The sequence below is a fragment of the Verrucosispora sp. NA02020 genome (genome assembly GCF_013364215.1).
Taxonomy (GTDB): Bacteria; Actinomycetota; Actinomycetes; order Mycobacteriales; family Micromonosporaceae; genus Micromonospora.
In genome coordinates this window covers 5,807,817-5,824,250 of record NZ_CP054923.1, presented here as the reverse complement: position 1 = coordinate 5,824,250, position 16,434 = coordinate 5,807,817, and the positions used below count along the sequence as shown (strand labels likewise).

14 protein-coding genes are annotated in these 16,434 nt (G+C 72.2%); 9 read left to right on the top strand and 5 right to left on the bottom strand.

Going from position 1 to position 16,434, the window contains the following annotated elements; genetic code table 11:
* Positions 1-202: 202 nt before the first annotated feature.
* Positions 203-2,947, top strand: a complete 2,745-nt coding sequence (gene ppdK / locus HUT12_RS25905) for a pyruvate, phosphate dikinase (RefSeq protein ID WP_176095034.1) — start codon at positions 203-205, stop codon at positions 2,945-2,947.
* A gap of 66 nt (positions 2,948-3,013) precedes the next feature.
* On the opposite strand, the gene HUT12_RS25900 is transcribed toward ppdK, so the two are convergent.
* Positions 3,014-3,499 carry a roadblock/LC7 domain-containing protein gene (locus HUT12_RS25900; protein ID WP_254876962.1) on the bottom strand — a complete coding sequence of 162 codons (486 nt, stop codon included), beginning with the start codon at positions 3,497-3,499 and terminating at the stop codon, positions 3,014-3,016.
* A gap of 306 nt (positions 3,500-3,805) precedes the next feature.
* Here HUT12_RS25900 and HUT12_RS25895 point away from each other — a divergent pair, with 306 nt between their 5' ends.
* From HUT12_RS25895 to HUT12_RS25870, 6 genes are all read left to right on the top strand, one after another.
* Entirely contained in the window at positions 3,806-4,159 is a 354-nt protein-coding gene (locus HUT12_RS25895) for a VOC family protein (protein ID WP_176095032.1), read from the top strand.
* Positions 4,156-5,397, top strand: coding sequence for a deoxyguanosinetriphosphate triphosphohydrolase (locus tag HUT12_RS25890; protein WP_176095031.1), 1,242 nt, complete (start codon positions 4,156-4,158; stop codon positions 5,395-5,397). Before HUT12_RS25895 ends, HUT12_RS25890 begins: the two co-directional genes overlap by 4 nt.
* Positions 5,398-5,568: 171 nt before the next feature.
* Complete coding sequence (locus HUT12_RS25885) at positions 5,569-6,414, top strand: siderophore-interacting protein (RefSeq protein ID WP_176095030.1); 846 nt, start codon at positions 5,569-5,571, stop codon at positions 6,412-6,414.
* 202 nt (positions 6,415-6,616) lie between these two features.
* Positions 6,617-8,257, top strand: a complete 1,641-nt coding sequence (locus HUT12_RS25880; RefSeq protein WP_176095029.1) for a BCCT family transporter — start codon at positions 6,617-6,619, stop codon at positions 8,255-8,257.
* 111 nt (positions 8,258-8,368) lie between these two features.
* Positions 8,369-10,228 (top strand): DNA primase, encoded by a 1,860-nt coding sequence (gene dnaG / locus HUT12_RS25875; RefSeq protein ID WP_176095028.1) that lies wholly within the window; start codon positions 8,369-8,371, stop codon positions 10,226-10,228.
* Between the two features lie 2 nt (positions 10,229-10,230).
* Positions 10,231-10,767: a hypothetical protein gene (locus tag HUT12_RS25870; protein WP_131054891.1), complete on the top strand. Its 537-nt coding sequence runs from the start codon at positions 10,231-10,233 to the stop codon at positions 10,765-10,767.
* 220 nt (positions 10,768-10,987) lie between these two features.
* Here HUT12_RS25870 and HUT12_RS25865 read toward each other — a convergent pair whose 3' ends face one another.
* Positions 10,988-11,275: a flavin reductase gene (locus tag HUT12_RS25865; protein WP_176095027.1), complete on the bottom strand. Its 288-nt coding sequence runs from the start codon at positions 11,273-11,275 to the stop codon at positions 10,988-10,990.
* Between the two features lie 228 nt (positions 11,276-11,503).
* On the opposite strand from HUT12_RS25865, the gene HUT12_RS25860 reads away from it, so the two are divergent.
* Both HUT12_RS25860 and HUT12_RS25855 read left to right on the top strand, forming a co-directional pair.
* The gene (locus HUT12_RS25860) at positions 11,504-12,307 is read left to right on the top strand and encodes a helix-turn-helix transcriptional regulator (RefSeq protein WP_254876961.1); all 804 of its coding nucleotides are present in this window, start codon (positions 11,504-11,506) and stop codon (positions 12,305-12,307) included.
* Positions 12,298-12,489 carry a DUF397 domain-containing protein gene (locus tag HUT12_RS25855; RefSeq protein WP_176095026.1) on the top strand — a complete coding sequence of 64 codons (192 nt, stop codon included), beginning with the start codon at positions 12,298-12,300 and terminating at the stop codon, positions 12,487-12,489. Before HUT12_RS25860 ends, HUT12_RS25855 begins: the two co-directional genes overlap by 10 nt.
* 59 nt (positions 12,490-12,548) lie before the next feature.
* On the opposite strand, the gene HUT12_RS25850 is transcribed toward HUT12_RS25855, so the two are convergent.
* From HUT12_RS25850 to HUT12_RS25840, 3 genes are all read right to left on the bottom strand, one after another.
* A complete protein-coding gene (locus HUT12_RS25850) occupies positions 12,549-13,520 on the bottom strand; it encodes a TAXI family TRAP transporter solute-binding subunit (RefSeq protein ID WP_176095025.1) in 972 nt (323 codons plus the stop codon).
* A 101-nt stretch (positions 13,521-13,621) separates the two neighbouring features.
* On the bottom strand, positions 13,622-14,041 hold the full coding sequence (locus tag HUT12_RS25845) for a roadblock/LC7 domain-containing protein (protein WP_131057271.1): 420 nt from the start codon (positions 14,039-14,041) through the stop codon (positions 13,622-13,624).
* The gene (locus HUT12_RS25840) at positions 14,038-16,392 is read right to left on the bottom strand and encodes a sensor histidine kinase (RefSeq protein WP_254876960.1); all 2,355 of its coding nucleotides are present in this window, start codon (positions 16,390-16,392) and stop codon (positions 14,038-14,040) included. The genes HUT12_RS25845 and HUT12_RS25840 overlap by 4 nt, the downstream gene beginning before the upstream one ends.
* Positions 16,393-16,434 lie beyond the last annotated feature (42 nt).

Here is a 16,434-nt window from a genome sequence, read left to right as displayed (position 1 = left end):
CGTGGAAACGTTCCCAGGGACCGTGGCGAGCGCGACCGATGGTGATTGCTGTGCCCCTTGTCACCGAATGTTCCCGGGGCTCGCGACGTTCGCTTAGCCTTCGCCCACCGATCGGAAAAGTCCCTTGGATTAGCAGTGGTCGATCCCGGGGAAATCGAAAACTGAACCTTCGTTAAGTGTCAGTCCGGGCGCGTGGGAGGCTTTGGTGACGCAGGAAACGGTCGAACACAAGTACGTCTACGACTTCGCCGAGGGCAACAAGGACCTCAAGGATCTGCTCGGCGGCAAGGGTGCCAATCTGGCCGAGATGACCAATCTCGGCCTGCCGGTTCCGCCCGGCTTCACCATCACCACCGAGGCGTGCCAGGCGTACCTCGCCACCGGCGCGGAGCCCGACGGGTTGGCCGACCAGATCGCGCGTCACCTGGACTCCCTGGAGCGGGGCATGGGCCGGCGGCTCGGCGACCCGGACGATCCGCTGCTGGTCTCGGTGCGCTCCGGGGCGAAGTTCTCCATGCCCGGGATGATGGAGACCGTCCTGAACGTCGGGCTCAACGACCGCTCCGTGGTGGGCCTGGCCCGGCAGGCCGGCGCCAACGCCGACTCCGCCGACCCGGCCGCCTCCGGCGGCAGTGACAGGTTCGCCTGGGACTCCTACCGCCGACTGATCCAGATGTTCGGCAAGACCGTCTGCGACGTGCCGGGGGAGGAGTTCGAGCAGGCGCTCGACGACGCCAAGCGCGCCCGGAACACCACCGACGACCTCGACCTGGACGCGGACGACCTGCGGGGACTCGTCGACACGTACAAGAAGATCTTCCGGAAGCACACCGGGCGGGACTTCCCGCAGGAGCCGCGCGAGCAGCTCGACCTGGCCATCCGCGCGGTCTTCGACTCGTGGAACGCGGAGCGGGCGGTGGTCTACCGGCGGCAGGAACGCATCCCCGCCGACCTCGGCACCGCCGTCAACGTAGTGGCGATGGTCTTCGGCAACCTCGGGCCGGACTCCGGCACCGGGGTCGCCTTCACCCGCGACCCGGCCAGCGGCGCGCAGGGCATCTACGGCGACTACCTGGCCAACGCCCAGGGCGAGGACGTGGTGGCCGGCATCCGCAACACCGTGCCGTTGCAGGAACTGGAACGGATCGACCGGACGTCCTACGACGAACTGCTCGACTACATGGCCCGGCTGGAGCGGCACTACCGGGACCTGTGCGACATCGAGTTCACCATCGAGCACGGCAAGCTCTGGATGTTGCAGACCCGGGTCGGGAAGCGGACCGCCGCCGCCGCGTTCGTCATCGCCGGTCAGCTCGTGGACGAGGGGCTGATCGACCTGGACGAGGCGCTGCACCGGGTCAACGGCGCCCAACTGGCCCAGCTGATGTTCCCCCGCTTCCAGCTCGACCACGAGTTCCAGGCGGTCGCCACCGGCATCGGCGCCTCGCCGGGTGCCGCCGTCGGTGCGGTCGTCTTCACCTCGACCCGTGCCGTGGAGCTGGCCGCCGAGGGCCAGGACGTGATCCTGGTCCGCCGGGAGACCAACCCGGACGACCTCAACGGCATGATCGCCGCACGCGGCATCCTCACCTCGCGTGGCGGCAAGACCAGCCACGCCGCCGTGGTGGCCCGGGGGATGGGCAAGACCTGCGTCTCCGGCGCCGACGAGCTGGACATCGACGTACCCGGCCGGCGGTTCACCGTGGCCGGGCGAACGGTCACCGAGGGCGACGTGGTCTCCATCGACGGCACCACCGGCAAGGTGTACCTGGGTGAGGTGCCGGCCACGCCCTCCGAGGTGGTGCAGTACTTCGAGGGCGAACTCGACCCGGAGGCCACGGACGACGCGCTGGTCCGGGCCGTACACCGGATCATGTCGCACGCTGACGCCGCGCGGCGGCTGGCGGTACGCACCAACGCCGACACCGCCGTCGACGCGGCGCGGGCCCGGCGCTTCGGTGCCGAGGGCATCGGGCTCTGCCGCACCGAGCACATGTTCCTCGGCGACCGCCGTGAGCTGGTCGAACGGCTCATCCTGGCGCGCGAGGCGGACGAACGGGAGCAGGCCCTGGCCGCGCTGCTGCCGTTGCAGCGGGCGGACTTCGTGGAGATCTTCCGGGAGATGGACGGGCAGCCGGTCACCGTCCGGCTGATCGACCCGCCGCTGCACGAGTTCCTGCCCCCGCTGGAACAGCTCGCGGTCGACGTGGCGGTCGCCCAGGAACGCGGCGAGGACGTCGCCAAGGAGGAGGCGCTGCTGGCCGCCGTACGCCGGATGCACGAGGAGAACCCGATGCTGGGGCTGCGCGGCGTACGCCTCGGCCTGGTGATCCCCGGCCTGTTCGCGATGCAGGTGCGGGCGATCACCGAGGCGGCGGTGGAGTGCACCCGGCAGGGCGTACGGTCCTGCCCCGAGATCATGGTGCCGCTGGTCGGCGCGGTGCAGGAGTTGGAGACGGTCCGCGCGGAGGCGGAACGGATCATCGGTGAGGTGGTCGGCGGCAGCGACGTCGAGGTGCTGATCGGCACGATGATCGAGGTGCCCCGGGCGGCGCTGACCGCCGGGCAGATCGCCGAGGCGGCCGAGTTCTTCTCCTTCGGCACCAACGATCTGACCCAGATGGGCTGGGGTTTCTCCCGCGACGACGTGGAGGGCGCCTTCTTCTGGCGCTACCTGGAACTGGGCATCTTCGGCATCTCACCGTTCGAGTCCATCGACGCCGACGGGATCGGCCGGCTGGTGCGGATCGCCGCCGAGGAGGGACGGGCCGCCCGCCCCGGGCTCAAGATCGGCGTCTGCGGCGAACACGGTGGTGACCCGGACTCGGTGCACTTCTTCCACTCGGTCGGGCTGGACTACGTCTCCTGCTCGCCGTTCCGGGTGCCGGTGGCCCGGCTGGAGGCGGGGCGGGCCGCAGTGGTCACGGCGGGCTCGGACAGTCGCTGACGGGTACGGGCCGGTGGACGCGCATCCACCGGCCCGGTGCCGGTGCCGTCGGGCTTGGTGCCGGACTCACATCGGCGGTCGACGCCAGGTGATGTAGGGGTCGCGATGCGGACGCCGGCTGGGCAGGGTGGCCATCGGGGTGCGTACCGCCAGTGGGGCGTGCGGGTCGGGACGCTGCGTCGGCAACGTCGGGCGGTGCCGGGCGGCGAGCGCGGCACCGGCCCGGGAGACCAGGCCCCGGGCCTCCTCGCGCAGCGCGACCAGGTCCGCGCCCGGCTCGGCGACCAGGGTCAACAGGGCGTCCCGGCCGGCGGGGTAGGTGACCACGCAACCGGCGGCGGTGTGCACCACGGATTCGTGGAACTCTCCCCGTCGGACCGTGGTGGCCATCCGGTGACCGAGTCCGAAGCTGGCAGCGGCCAGGGCGGCGAGGTGGGTGGCATCGGTCGTGGGCAGGTCGCTGGAGATCAGCAGGCCGTCCATGCCGGCGAGGACGACGCCGGCGATCTCGGGGCGGCGGCGACGCAGCCCGCGCAATTCGGTGCCCATCATCGTTTCCGCGTTCACGAGCGTGTCTCTCCCACCGGTCGTGTCTCCGCCTCAACAGGTGACGTTCCGCAGTGGCGACGCTACCTGTCGGCGTCAAATTAGGCGATCCCGTGACCGTCGGCAATCGGTCGGCAACTCTCGACTGATCGGAGGATGTGACCACGACAGGGGCACGTCGTGGCCGGGCCCCGGCGGCCGGGCGGGCGTAACCTGGGCTCGCCCGTGGACCGTCGTCGCGAAGGGTGGCCGGATGGAACCGCGTACCGCACTGCTGGGAAGTCGTGCCGACGGCCGGCCGGTGGTGCCGGCATGACCAGCGTCTGGACGCATCTGACCGTGGACGCGCGCGACCCGGGCCGGCTCGCCCGCTGGTGGGCCGAGGCGCTCGACTACCAGGTGGTGCGCGAGCTGGCGCACGAGGCGGAGATCCGGCAGTCCGCCGACCGGCTGCCCGGCATCCTCTTCGTGCGCGGGACCGGGATCAAGGAGGGCAAGAACCGGCTGCACCTCGACCTGCGCCCGGCCGACCGGGAGGCCGAGGTGGAGCGGCTGGTCGACATGGGAGCCCGGCACGTGGACGTCGGCCAGGACGGCGACGACTGGACCGTGCTCGCGGACCCCGAGGGCAACGAGTTCTGCGTCCTGCGGCAGGCGGGGGATTGAACGCTGACGGCGCCGAGGCGCGCTGGGTGGCGGAGCCGGCCAAGGACGCCGGTCACGGCCGGTCGCCGTACGAGCGGGACCGGGCCCGGGTGCTGCACTCGGCGGCGTTCCGCCGGCTCGCCACCAAGACCCAGGTGCACGCGGCCGGCACCGACGACTTCCTGCGTACCCGGCTGACCCACTCGCTGGAGGTGGCGCAGATCGCCCGCGAGATGGGCGCGCGGCTCGGCTGCGACCCGGACGTGGTGGACACCGCCGGGCTCGCCCACGACCTGGGGCACCCGCCGTTCGGGCACAACGGCGAGGCAGCGCTGGACGTGGTCGCCGCCGACTGCGGCGGCTTCGAGGGCAACGCGCAGACGCTGCGCGTACTCACCCGCCTGGAGGCCAAGGTGTACGCCGCCGACGGCACCTCCGCCGGCCTGAACCTGACCCGCGCCGCGCTGGACGCCGTCGGCAAGTACCCGTGGACGCGCCGACCGGGCCAGCGCAAGTTCGGCGTGTACGCCGACGACCTGCCGGTCTTCCACTGGCTGCGGGAGGGGAGCCCGGCCGGCGAGCGGCGCTGCCTGGAGGCGCAGGTGATGGACTGGGCCGACGACGTGGCGTACTCGGTGCACGACGTCGAGGACGCCATCCACGGCGGGTACCTGACCCTGGAGCCGTTGCGGGTCGACGCCGACGAGCGGGCCGCGCTCTGCGCCGACGTGGCCGCCGTCTACTCCACCGAGTCCCCCGACCACCTCGGTCAGGTGTTGCTGGACCTGCTGGCCGACCCGGTGTTCGCGCCGCTGGCCGGTTACGACGGCAGCCATCGGGCGCAGGCCGCGCTCAAGGCCACCACCAGCGTGCTGACCGGCCGTCTCGTGGCGACCGCCGTGTCGGCCACCACCGACCGGTACGGCCCCGGGCCGCACCGCCGGTACGAGGCCGACCTCGTCGTACCCCGGCCGCTGCGGGCCCGGTGCGCGCTGCTCAAGGGCATCGCGTTGCGGTACGTGATGCGCCGTCCCGGCGCGTCGCAGCACTACCAGCGGCAGCGGAAGATCCTCACCGACCTGGTGGCGGCGCTGGCACGGCGGGCGCCGGATCTGCTCGACCCGGTGTTCGCGCCGTGGTGGCGTTCCGCGCCGGACGACGCCGCCCGGTTGCGGGTGGTCATCGACCAGGTGGCGTCGCTGACGGATCCGGCGGCGCTCGCCTGGCACGCCCGCCTGCTCGGCAGCGCTGCGATGTAAGGAGGCGATGTAAGGAAGGGGATGTAAGGAAGGGTCCCCTGCTAACGCCTGGTGTATAGGAAGGGACCCCTCCTAACACCACACCCCGTCGCGCGCCGTCGGGGGCGGTCGGGGGTGGGGATCGGGTACCGGGGTGGACGACCACCGGGCTAGTTAGGTTAGCCTAACCAGATGACGGAGCGCCCGATCAAGGTCACCACCGCCCGCGTGCTGCGCACCGGGCGGCCCACCGCGCACGTGATCCGGCTGGTGCTGGGTGGGGAGGAACTCGTCGGGCTGCCGCTCGGCGAGTACACCGACACCTACATCAAGATCGTGTTCCCGGTCGACGGGGTCGACTACCCGCGCCCGATGGACCTCGCCGCGATCCGCCGCGAGCAGCCCCGGGAGCACTACCCCCGGCTGCGGGCGTACACGGTCCGGAACTGGGACGCGGTGGCGGGGGAGATGACCGTGGACGTGGTGCACCACGGCGACGAGGGGCTCGGCGGGCCGTGGGCCGCGGCTCTGCGCCCCGGCGACGAGGTGCTGTTCGTCGGCCCCGGCGGGGCGTACGCGCCGAGCCCGGAGGCGGACTGGCACCTGATGGTCGGCGACGAGAGCGCGATGCCGGCGATCGCCGCGTCGCTGGCCCGGCTGCCGGCCGGCGTGCCGGCGTACGTCTTCCTGGAGGTTGACGGCCCGCTCGACGAGCAGCCGCTGCCCAGCCCCGGCGCGGTGGCGGTGACCTGGCTGCACCGGGGTGCCCGGCCGGTGGGCGAGGCGCTTGTCGACGCCGTACGCGGGCTGGACTTCCCGCCCGGTGCGGTGCAGGCGTTCGTGCACGGCGAGGCGGGTTTCGTCCGCCAGTTGCGCAAGCTGTTGCGGGTGGAACGGGGTGTGCCGCGCGACGCGCTCTCCATCTCCGGCTACTGGCGGCGGGGCCTGGACGACGAGGGCTGGCGGGCCAGCAAGTCCGACTGGAACCGGCAGGTCGATCTCGACGAGCAGGCCCCGGTTCCGGTCCCGGTCGGTTGATCAAGGTCTTGACGAGCCTTTTTCCTCGGATCCTGTTAGCGTCATGATCCAATAGGGTTCGAGGTGCCCGAACTCTCCGTTAGTGCCCCGTTTGTCGGCGATCATCAGCAGTGTGTCGCCGAACTCCTGGTCACACCAGGGTGATTCGTGCTGATTGCGGCACGCGGCGGCGCGGGAACCGGAGGATTGGTTCGGGGTGACCATGAGCGACGAAATACCGCAGCAAACCCGCCAGCGGGCGGGCGAGATCGACCGGGTCGTACTCGGGCTCGGCGTCGGTGGGGTGCTGGCCGTGGTGGTCTGGGGAGTACTTGCCCGCGATTCGCTGGCGAGCTTCGGTGAATCCGGCCTGGGCTGGGTGATCGACACGTTCGGTTGGTTCTTCGTCGTCGCGGCCAACGCGTTCCTGGTGCTCGCGGTGGTGATGGCGTTCTCCCGGTTCGGTCGACTCCGGCTCGGGAAGGACGACGAGGAGCCGGAGTTCAGCGCCCTGGCCTGGATCGCCATGATGTTCAGCGCCGGTATGGGTATCGGCCTGGTCTTCTTCGCCGTCGCCGAGCCCATCCAGCACTTCACCACCCCGGCACCGGCGAGCGGCGTCGAACCGCAGACCGAGGCGGCTGCCGGGGCGGCAATGCAGTACACGCTGTTCCACTGGACGCTGCACCCCTGGGCGATCTACGCGGTGGTGGCGCTGGCGCTGGCGTACTCGACCTTCCGTAAGGGCCGGAAGGGCACCATCTCGGCCGCGTTCCGGCCACTGATCGGCGATCGGGCCGACGGCGGTCTCGGCCGGACGATCGACCTGTTGGCCGTCTTCGCCACCGTCTTCGGCTCGGCCACCAGCCTCGGCCTCGGCGCTCTCCAGGTCGCCGCCGGCCTCGACCTGGTGGTGGGCGTCCCGGACAGCACCGCCGTCGAACTGGTGGTGATCGGCGCACTCACCCTGGCGTTCGTGATCTCCGCCTTCACCGGCCTGCACAAGGGCATCAAGTGGCTCTCCACCACCAACGTGCTGCTCGCCCTGGGGCTGATGTTCTTCGTGTTCGTGGTCGGCCCGACCGTCTACACGCTGGAGGTGCTGCCCGCCTCGATCGGGAACTACCTCGACGACCTGGTGGTGATGTCCACCCGTACCGGCGCCTTCTCGGACCCGGCGTGGCTCGGTGACTGGACCATCTTCTACTGGGCGTGGTGGATTTCCTGGGCGCCGTTCGTCGGTACCTTCATCGCCCGGATCTCCCGGGGCCGTACGGTCCGGCAGTTCCTGATCGGCGTCCTGCTGGTGCCCAGCGGCGCCAGCGCCGTATGGTTCGCGATCATGGGCGGCAGCGCGCTGCGGATCCAGAGCACCGGCACCCGTGACCTGGTGGCCGACGTCGCCGCGAGCAGCGAACAGGCGCTGTTCGGCCTGCTCGACGCGCTTCCCCTGGCAGCGTTGACCAGCGTCCTGGCCATGGTGCTCATCGCGCTGTACTTCGTCACCAGTGCCGACTCGGCCTCGTTGGTGCTCGGCTCGCTGACCTCGCGGGGCTCGCTACGGCCGCACCGGGTGCTGGTGGTCTCCTGGGGTGTGCTGATCGGCGCGGTCGCCGCCGTGCTGCTGCTCGCCGGTGGACTGGACGCCTTGCAACAGGCCACCATCATGATCGCCCTGCCGTTCGTGGTGGTGATGCTCGGGCTGGCCGCCGCGCTGGTCAAGGACATGTCCGACGATCCGCTGCTCGCGCCGCCGTTCCGTACCCCGCGATCCGGCCTGGCGGCCGCCGTGCGCACCGCCCGTTCGTACGAGGAGGAGGACCCGCCGCCCGTCCGGCGCTACCTCCGCCGTCGTCCCCGCTGACGCTTGGTGGGTGTGAGGAGGGGACCCCTGCTATACCGCAGGCGTTAGCAGGGGGCCCTTCCTTACACCGTCGGTGGGGCAGGGCAGGATGTAGCCCGAGGGGGTGGCGACATGGCGGGGCGGATCCGGGACGAGGACATCGCGTTGGTCCGCGAGCGGACCTCCATCGCCGAGGTCATCTCCGACACGGTGACGCTCCGATCGGCCGGCGGCGGCAACCTCAAGGGGCTCTGCCCGTTCCACGACGAGAAGTCCCCCTCGTTCAACGTCTCACCCGCCCGTAACGTCTGGTACTGCTTCGGCTGCGGCGCGGGCGGCGACGCGATCAAGTTCCTGATGGACGCCGAGCACCTCAGTTTCGTCGAGTCGGTGGAGCGGCTCGCCGAACGGGCCGGTGTGCAACTGCGGTATGTCGAGGACGACCGCTCCACCCCGCGTACCCGCCCGCAGCAGGGCCAGCGGCAGCGGCTCGTCGCCGCGCACGCCGCCGCCGTGGAGTTCTACACCGCGCAGCTCACCACCGCCGGGGCGCGTACCGCACGGGAGTTCCTGGCCGAGCGGGGATTCGACCGCGCCGCCGCCGAGCGGTACGGCTGCGGCTTCGCCCCGGAGGGCTGGGACCCGCTCACCAAGCACCTGCGCCAGCGCGGGTTCACCCACGACGAGCTGGTCACCGCCGGGCTGTCCCGACCGGCCCGCTCGGGCAGCCTGATCGACCGCTTCCGGCGTCGGCTGCTCTGGCCGATCCGCGACCTCACCGGCGACGTGATCGGCTTCGGTGCCCGCAAGCTGTTCGAGGACGACGACGGCCCGAAGTACCTGAACACCCCCGAGACGCCGATCTACAAGAAGTCGCACGTGCTCTACGGCATCGACCAGGCCAAACGGGAGATCGCCAAGCAGGGCCGGGTGGTGGTGGTCGAGGGGTACACCGACGTGATGGCCTGCCACCTGGCCGACGTGCCGACCGCCGTGGCGACCTGCGGCACCGCGTTCGGCGCCGACCACATCGGCGTCCTGCGTCGGCTGCTGCTGGACACCGACGCGGTGGCGGGCGAGATCATCTTCACCTTCGACGGGGACGCCGCCGGCCAGAAGGCGGCGCTGCGGGCCTTCGAGGACGACCAGCGGTTCGTCGGGCGTACCTTCATCGCGGTCAGCCCGGACAACATGGACCCGTGCGAGCTGCGCCTGGCAAAGGGCGACCTGGCCGTACGCGACCTGGTGGCCCGCCGCGAGCCGCTCGTCGACTTCGCGCTGCGGCACATGCTCAACCGCTTCGACCTGGACACTGTGGACGGTCGGGTGGAGGCGATGCGCCGCGCCGCCCCGCTGGTGGCGAAGCTCAAGGACCAGGAGAAACGTCCCGAGTACGTCCGCAAGCTCGCCGGGGACCTCGGCATGGAGATCGAGCCGGTGCAGCGGGCGGTGCTGGCCGCCGCCTCGGGGCGTCCGGCGGAGGCGCCGACGCGTACCGCCCGTGCCGAGCCGACGGTGGACAGCCCGCAGTCGATGGTCGAGCGCGAGGCGCTCAAGCTCGCCCTCCAGGAGCCGGCGCTGGCCGGGCCGATGTTCGACGCGGTCGAGGCGAGCGACTACCGGCACCCGGTGCACGTGGTGGTCCGGGAGGCGGTGTCGGCGGCCGGCGGAGCCGCGTCGGCGGCCGGTGGCGCGGTGTGGATCGAGTCGGTCCGGGACGCCTGCACCGACCTGGCGGCCCAGGCCCTCGTCGGTGAGCTGGCCGTGGAGCCGTTGCGGATCGACGGCGAGCCCGACCCGAGGTACGTCTCGATCACCATGGCCCGCCTCCAGTGGGGCTCGGTGACCGCCCGCATCCGGGACCTCAAGTCGCGGATCCAGCGGATCAACCCGGTCAACAACAAGGACGAGTACTTCGCCACGTTCGGTGAGTTGCTGTCGCTGGAACAGCACGCCCGCGCGCTGCGCGAGCAGGCGGCAGGAGGGTTGTAGAGATGGGACTGTTCCGCCGCCGACCGAAGCTGCCACCGGCCGACCGGCCACCGCTGGAGCGCGACGAGCGGGTGCTGGCCTGGTCCGCCGCCGGCAACGGCGAGGGAGACGGCGTGGTGGTGGCCACCAACCTCGGGCTCTGGCTGCCCGGACGCGGCCACCGGGTCGGTTGGCACGACATCGTCAAGGCGGTCTGGTCGGGCCGGGAGTTGACCGTCACCCCCGGCGAGCAGGTCGCCGAACGGGACGGGTACGTGGTGGTCGCCGACTGTCCGGCCGAGCGCTACCTGCTGCTCGACCCCGGTGAGCTGCCGCACCAGATTCGGGCCCGGGTCACCAAGTCGGTGGCGTACACCCAGCACCACGCCGTGCCCGGCGGCGCCGGTCGGATCGTCGGCCGGCGGGTGTCCGGCGTCGACGGCCTGTCCTGGATGGTCCGCTACGACCCCGGCACCCCCAGCGACGACCCGGCCGTGCTCGCCGAGACCGATCACCTCGTCGCCGCCGCCCGCGCCGCCACCACCCCCACCGACCTCTGACCCGCCCGGCCGCCCTACTCCGGCGGCCGTCCGCCTCGCCGTCCGCCTCGCCGTCCGCCTCGCCGTCCGCCGCGGGCGCCCGTCACGCCGATCATGGACTTGTGGCGAGGACGAACGAGGGCAAAACACATCCTTCCGGGTGCCACAACTCCATGATCGACGTGCGGGTCGGGTGGTGCGCGGGGGTGGGTGATGTGGGGGTCGGGCGGGGCGGGGTGGGTCAGCGGGGGCGGGCCCAGGTGAGGAAGCGGGCGGCCAGCGTTTCGGGTGGGCAGGTGCCGGCCAGGTCGTCGGCGGCGTCGTACATCATCGAGCCGAGATAGACGAGCAGGCCGGTACGGTTCTCCCGGTATTCGCCCAACAACGCCAGCCGGGCCGCCGAGCACGGCCAACGGGCACCGCACACCCGGCACCGCCAGGACGGTCGGGCCGCGACGTGGGGGCGGTAACGGGCCGTCACCAGTCCCGGTCCCCGGGGAGCGGGATGGGGGTGGCCGGGGACGGACATCGCCGGAACGGGAATCGCATGGGTGGGCCTCCGTCGAGGTGAATGGGGCGCCGGCCGAGTCGGGTACGCCGACGCCCCGGCCTGGTTCCGCCCGCCGTCCGATCCCGTGAGCGGTCCCGCTGCGTGACAGTCTGGTGAGGACGCGACTACGGTGGGAGGCTTGGCGCGGTGACGACGCGCGCGTCCCGGGCCGATCTCAGGCGGTACGACGATGTACGGAGGGTGTCCGTGGACCGCTCGTCCATGCTGGAGCACTTCGCGGAGGAACTGCGGCTGGTCCGGTCCGCTGCCGACATGTCGCAGACCGCGCTGGCCGAGGCGCTCAGCTACTCGGCCGCGCTGGTGGCGAAGGTGGAGACCTGCGAGCGGAAGCCGAGCCTGGACTTCGCCCGCCGCTGCGACACGGTGTTCGCCGCCGACGGCCGTTTCGAGCGCATCCAACGCCGACTCAGCCGGGAGATCCTGGTGCCGTGGTTCCGGGACTGGCCCGGCATCGAGGCGGAGGCCACCGCGCTGCGTTCGTTCGAGCCGCTGTGTGTGCCGGGGCTGTTGCAGACCGAGGCGTATGCCCGCGCGTTGCTTGCCGGCGGTGGGCTGTTCGCGCCACACGAGGTCGAGCAGCAGGTGACGACCCGGTTGGACCGGCAGACCGTGCTGACCCGCGAGCGTCCGCCGATGTTCACCGCCGTCGTCGACGAGTACGTGCTGCGTCGGCGGATCGGTGGACCGGAGGTGATGCGGGAGCAACTGCGCCACCTGGTGAAGCTCGGCGCGACGGTGCCCAGGCTCCGGATCCAGGTCGTGCCGCTCTCGGTCGGCGCCTATCCCGGGATCAACGGCCCGTTCGTGATCGCCACGCCGCCGCACGGGGAGGACGTCGTCTATCAGGAAGGACAGCTCCACGGGCAGGTGGTGGACCGTGCCGACTATCTGCGGCAGATGGTCGAGGTTTGGGAGTCGATCCGGGGTGAGGCACTATCGCAGCAGCAGTCCCTCGATCTGATCGCGGAAGTGGCGGAGACATGGAATTGACCGGCGTCCGGTGGCGCAAGAGCATCCGCAGTAACGGCCAGGGTGGCAACTGCGTGGAGGTGGCCGACAACCTGTCGGGTGTGGTGGCCGTACGCGATTCCAAGGATCCGGCTGGGCCGGTGTTGGTCTTCGGTCGCGGCTCCTGGCGTGCGTTCGTCACCCGGCTCTCCGAGCGCCCGTAGCGGACGCCGGCCGCGACCCGTGGCCGGTGCCGTCCCAAGGCGAGACAGCGCAGCGACGGTCAGCCGCCCTGGTAGTAGCGGGCAGCGCCGGGGTGCAGGGGGATGGGGTCGGTGGAGGCGGCGCTCTGGCGGTCGAAGTTGCGGGCCTCGGGGTGTGCCACGGCCAGGTCGGTCTGGTACGTGAAGAGGAGCCGGGTCAGGTCGTACGCCAGTTGATCGGGCATGTCGGCGTTGACCAGGATCACGTTGGCCACCGTGACCGTGGGAGTGCCGTTCGGCGTGTCGTAGGCGTCCTTGGGCAACTCGGCGGTGGTGTAGACCGAGCCGTGTTCGGCGTTGAGCGACTCGACCAACTCGGCGATCGGCAGCAGGGCGAACCGGCCCGGTGCGCCGCTGAGCATGTCGGCGATGCCGGGGGTGGGCAGGCCGCCGGAGAAGAACATGGCGTCGAGCGTCCCGGCGCGCATCCGGGCCACCGTCTCCGGCAGCGACAGCCGGGCCCGGCGTACGTCCCGTTCGGGGTCCAGCCCGGCGGCGGTGAGCAGCCGGGCGGCGATGACGTCGGTGCCGGACTTGGGGGAACCGGTGGAAACCCGCTTGCCGCGTAGGGCCGCGAGGCCGGTGAACTGGGCGTCGGCTCGGACGATGACGTGGGTGTAGTTGCTGTAGACCCGGGCCAGGGCCCGGACCGGTTGGGGTCGGCCGGCGAACGCGCCACGGCCGGCGCTGGCGTCGGCGGCGGTGTCGGCCAGGCTGAACGCGATCTCCATGTCGCCCTCGACCAGGCGGGTGATGTTCTCGCCGGAGGCTCCGGTCGGTTCGGCGCGGGCCTCGTAGCCGGGCAGGTGCCGGCTGATGATGTCGGCGTACCCGCCGCCGAGCTGGTAGTAGACGCCGGTGGTGTTGCCGGTGGCGAGGAAGATGCGTCCGTCGTGCCACGGGCGCGGCTCCGGGCTGGCCTCGGCGCCACAACCGGCGACCAGCGCGACCGCCAGCACGGCCGCCATCAGACGCCGACCCCGCCCGGCCACGCCGACACCTCGCGCGCGAACCGCCGAGCTTCGTCCACCGACGCCCGCACCCCACCCGCGAACCGCCGAGCTTCGTCCATCGACGCCGGCACTCCGGCCGGTCACGCCGGCACCCCGCCCTGTTCCGCCCAGGTGCGCATGGCCGGTTCGAGGGCCTCGGCCACCCGCTGGACCAGGGTGGCCGTCTCGTAGCCGATCTGGCCCAGGTCGCACCCGGCGGAGGCGAGGACCCCGATCAGGGCGCGGTCGCCGACCGCCATCACCAGCAGCACCCCGCCGTCCATGTCGACGATCTGCTGGCGTACCCGGCCGGCGGACATCAGCCGCGCCGCGCCGACGGTCAGGCTGGCCAGCCCGCTGATCACGGCGGCGAGCTGGTCCGCCTGGTCGGTGGAGAGGTGGGGCGAGGCGGCCAGTCGCAGCCCGTCGCCGGAGACGGCGAGGGCGTGCGACACGTCCGGGACCTGCTCGGCGAAGTTCGCCAGGAGCCAGTCCAGGCCGGCGCTGACGTTGGGCATCATTCGGGTCTCCCGCTGTGTCTGGTCTGCTGGTTGCGTCGCATCGCCTGGGCCACCCCGGCCGACAGGGCGGTGAGTCGGGCCCGGACGACCTCGGGGTCGAGCAGGTCGGTGCCGGCCGGTGGGGGTGGGGTGTCGTGCAGTTCGGACTGCAGGCCGCCGCCACGGGTCCGCCGGGGCAGTCCGCTGGCGGTCGCCGCGCCGGCACCCGACCAGCTCGGCGGTGCCTGGCCCGCGCCGGCACCCGACCAGCTCGGCGGTGCCTGGCCCGCCCCGGCTCCGGCGCCCGACCGGCCGGACGATCCGTTGACGGCGGTGCGGACCACCGGCAGCGTCATCGTCGGGGCCCGGTGGACGTTGAACTGCTCCGGTGCGGTGCCCATCTCCACCCGGGGCCGCGGTATCCGGAGGCCGCCCGGCTCGCCGTCGTGCGAGCGGAACCAGGCGGCACCGGGGGGCGTGGCGCGGGGCGCGGCGGGCGGCCGTCCCTTGACCTCCTCGACCCGGGTGAGGATCTCCTCGGGGACCTCCACCTGGGCGACCGTGCCGGCACCGGCGCTGTGCAGTCGCACCTGCACGCCGTGCCGCGCGGCCAGGTGGGCCACCACGTGCAGGCCCATGCTGCCGGCCGCCGCGCTGGACAGGACGGCCGGCGCGCGCAGCCGCTCGTTGATCTCGGCCAGGCGGCCTTCGCCGATGCCGATGCCCTGGTCGTGTACGCGCAGCGTCAGCCCGTCGACTGTCCGTCGACCGTCCACGTGCACCGGGGCGTGCGGCGGGGAGTAGGCGGTGGCGTTCTCCAACAGTTCGGCGAGGAGGTGGACGAGGTTGCCCACCGCCGAGCCGTGCACTGCGGCGGCCGGTACGTCGATCTCGACCCGGGCGTACTCCTCGATCTCCGACGCGGCGCCCCGGACCACGTCGGCCAGCAGGTGCGGGCCCTCGTGCGAGCGGCCCGGTTCGCCACCGGCGAGGACCAGCAGGTTCTCGCCGTTACGCCGCATGCGGGCGGCCAGGTGGTCGAGCGCGAACAGCCGGGCCAGCGCGTCGGGATCGGTCTCCTCCTGCTCGAACTCGTCGAGCAGGCGCAACTGCCGGGTGATCAGCGTCCGGATCCGTCGGGCCAGCGCCTCGACCATCCGGGTCACGTCCATGCGCAGCTCGGCCTGCTCACCGGCGAGCCGCAGGGCGGCCCGGTTGACCGTGTCGAACGCCTCCGCCACCTGGGCGATCTCGTCGCGTCCGCGACTGATCCCGGCGGTGATCTGGGAGGCCGGACCGGCACCGGAACTGCTGTCGCCGGCCGAGATCGCGGTGATCCGCTCGGGCAGTTCCCGGTGCGCCATGGCCAACGCGGCCACCCGCAGCCGCCGTAGCCGGCGGCTGGTGCGTACCGCCAGCATCGCGGCGGCGACCAGCGAGGCCAGCGCCAGCCCGCCGGCGGAGCCGCCGGTGACCAATGCCCGCTGGCGGGCGTCGGCGGCCAGCGCGGCGGACCGGCGGTCGAGGTCGTCGGAGAGTTCGCGGCCCAGCAGGTTGAACCGGCGGATGGTGCCGCTCTGCGCCACGAACCAGGCGTCGCCGTCGGTGCCGAGCGCGGCCGGCTCGCGGTCCGCGTTCAGCGCGCTGTCGCGCATCCGCCGGGCCGTGGAGACGTCACTGCCGGCCAGCAACCGGGTGTACGCGGCCGTGGCGTCCGCCCCGGCGATGCGGGAGAACTCGGCCTGGCGTTGTTCGGCGGCGCCCCGCAGCCGGCCCAGCCGGACCAGTTCACCCTCGGCCAGCTCGCCCCGGACGAAGACGGTCCGCAGCAGGTCACGTTCCAGCGACGCCAGGTGCTCCTGGGCGGCGACGGCGGCCACCTCCCGGGCCCGGTTGGCCAGCTCCGGGTCGCGTACCTGGGCGGGCAGCGCGTCGGCCACCGTGAGCAGCGACTCCACCAGCGCCACGTAGGTCGGGTCGGCGGTCGCGGAGCCCAGTGCGGCCACCCGTGCCTCGTCGAGCTGGACGAGGTGTTCGTCCACGCCGTCCAGGGAGCGGCCCAGGTCGGGAGCGGCCCGTCGGGCGTCGCCGCTGGCCGACCGGTACCGCGCCACGGCCTCGTCGACCCGCTGCCGCTGGGCGTCGACCAGTTGCCGGCCGGAGGTCCCGCCGCGCTGGCGCAGGGCGGCCGTCTCGCCGAGTTCCCGTTCCACCTCGTGCACCAGCGACACGGTGGCGGTGGCGGTGCCGGCCAGTACCCGGGCGCGTTCGGCGTCGGTGGTGGCGGAGAGGGCGTTGCCGGTCTGGATCGCGCCGAGGGCGAGTAGTCCGGCGGTGGCGACGAGGATCGGCGCGAGGAGCTGCGTACGCACCGACCACAGTCGACCGGTGTGATCGGACGGACGGTTGTGCCG

Coding starts and splice junctions, on each gene's coding strand:
- HUT12_RS25885 (WP_176095030.1), top strand. CDS start 5,569: ATGACGGAGCGCCCGATCAAGGTCACCACCGCCCGCGTGCTGCGCACC.
- HUT12_RS25855 (WP_176095026.1), top strand. CDS start 12,298: ATGGAATTGACCGGCGTCCGGTGGCGCAAGAGCATCCGCAGTAACGGC.
- HUT12_RS25880 (WP_176095029.1), top strand. CDS start 6,617: ATGAGCGACGAAATACCGCAGCAAACCCGCCAGCGGGCGGGCGAGATC.
- HUT12_RS25865 (WP_176095027.1), bottom strand. CDS start 11,275: ATGTCCGTCCCCGGCCACCCCCATCCCGCTCCCCGGGGACCGGGACTG.
- HUT12_RS25845 (WP_131057271.1), bottom strand. CDS start 14,041: ATGATGCCCAACGTCAGCGCCGGCCTGGACTGGCTCCTGGCGAACTTC.
- dnaG (WP_176095028.1), top strand. CDS start 8,369: ATGGCGGGGCGGATCCGGGACGAGGACATCGCGTTGGTCCGCGAGCGG.
- HUT12_RS25900 (WP_254876962.1), bottom strand. CDS start 3,499: ATGATGGGCACCGAATTGCGCGGGCTGCGTCGCCGCCGCCCCGAGATC.
- HUT12_RS25870 (WP_131054891.1), top strand. CDS start 10,231: ATGGGACTGTTCCGCCGCCGACCGAAGCTGCCACCGGCCGACCGGCCA.
- HUT12_RS25895 (WP_176095032.1), top strand. CDS start 3,806: ATGACCAGCGTCTGGACGCATCTGACCGTGGACGCGCGCGACCCGGGC.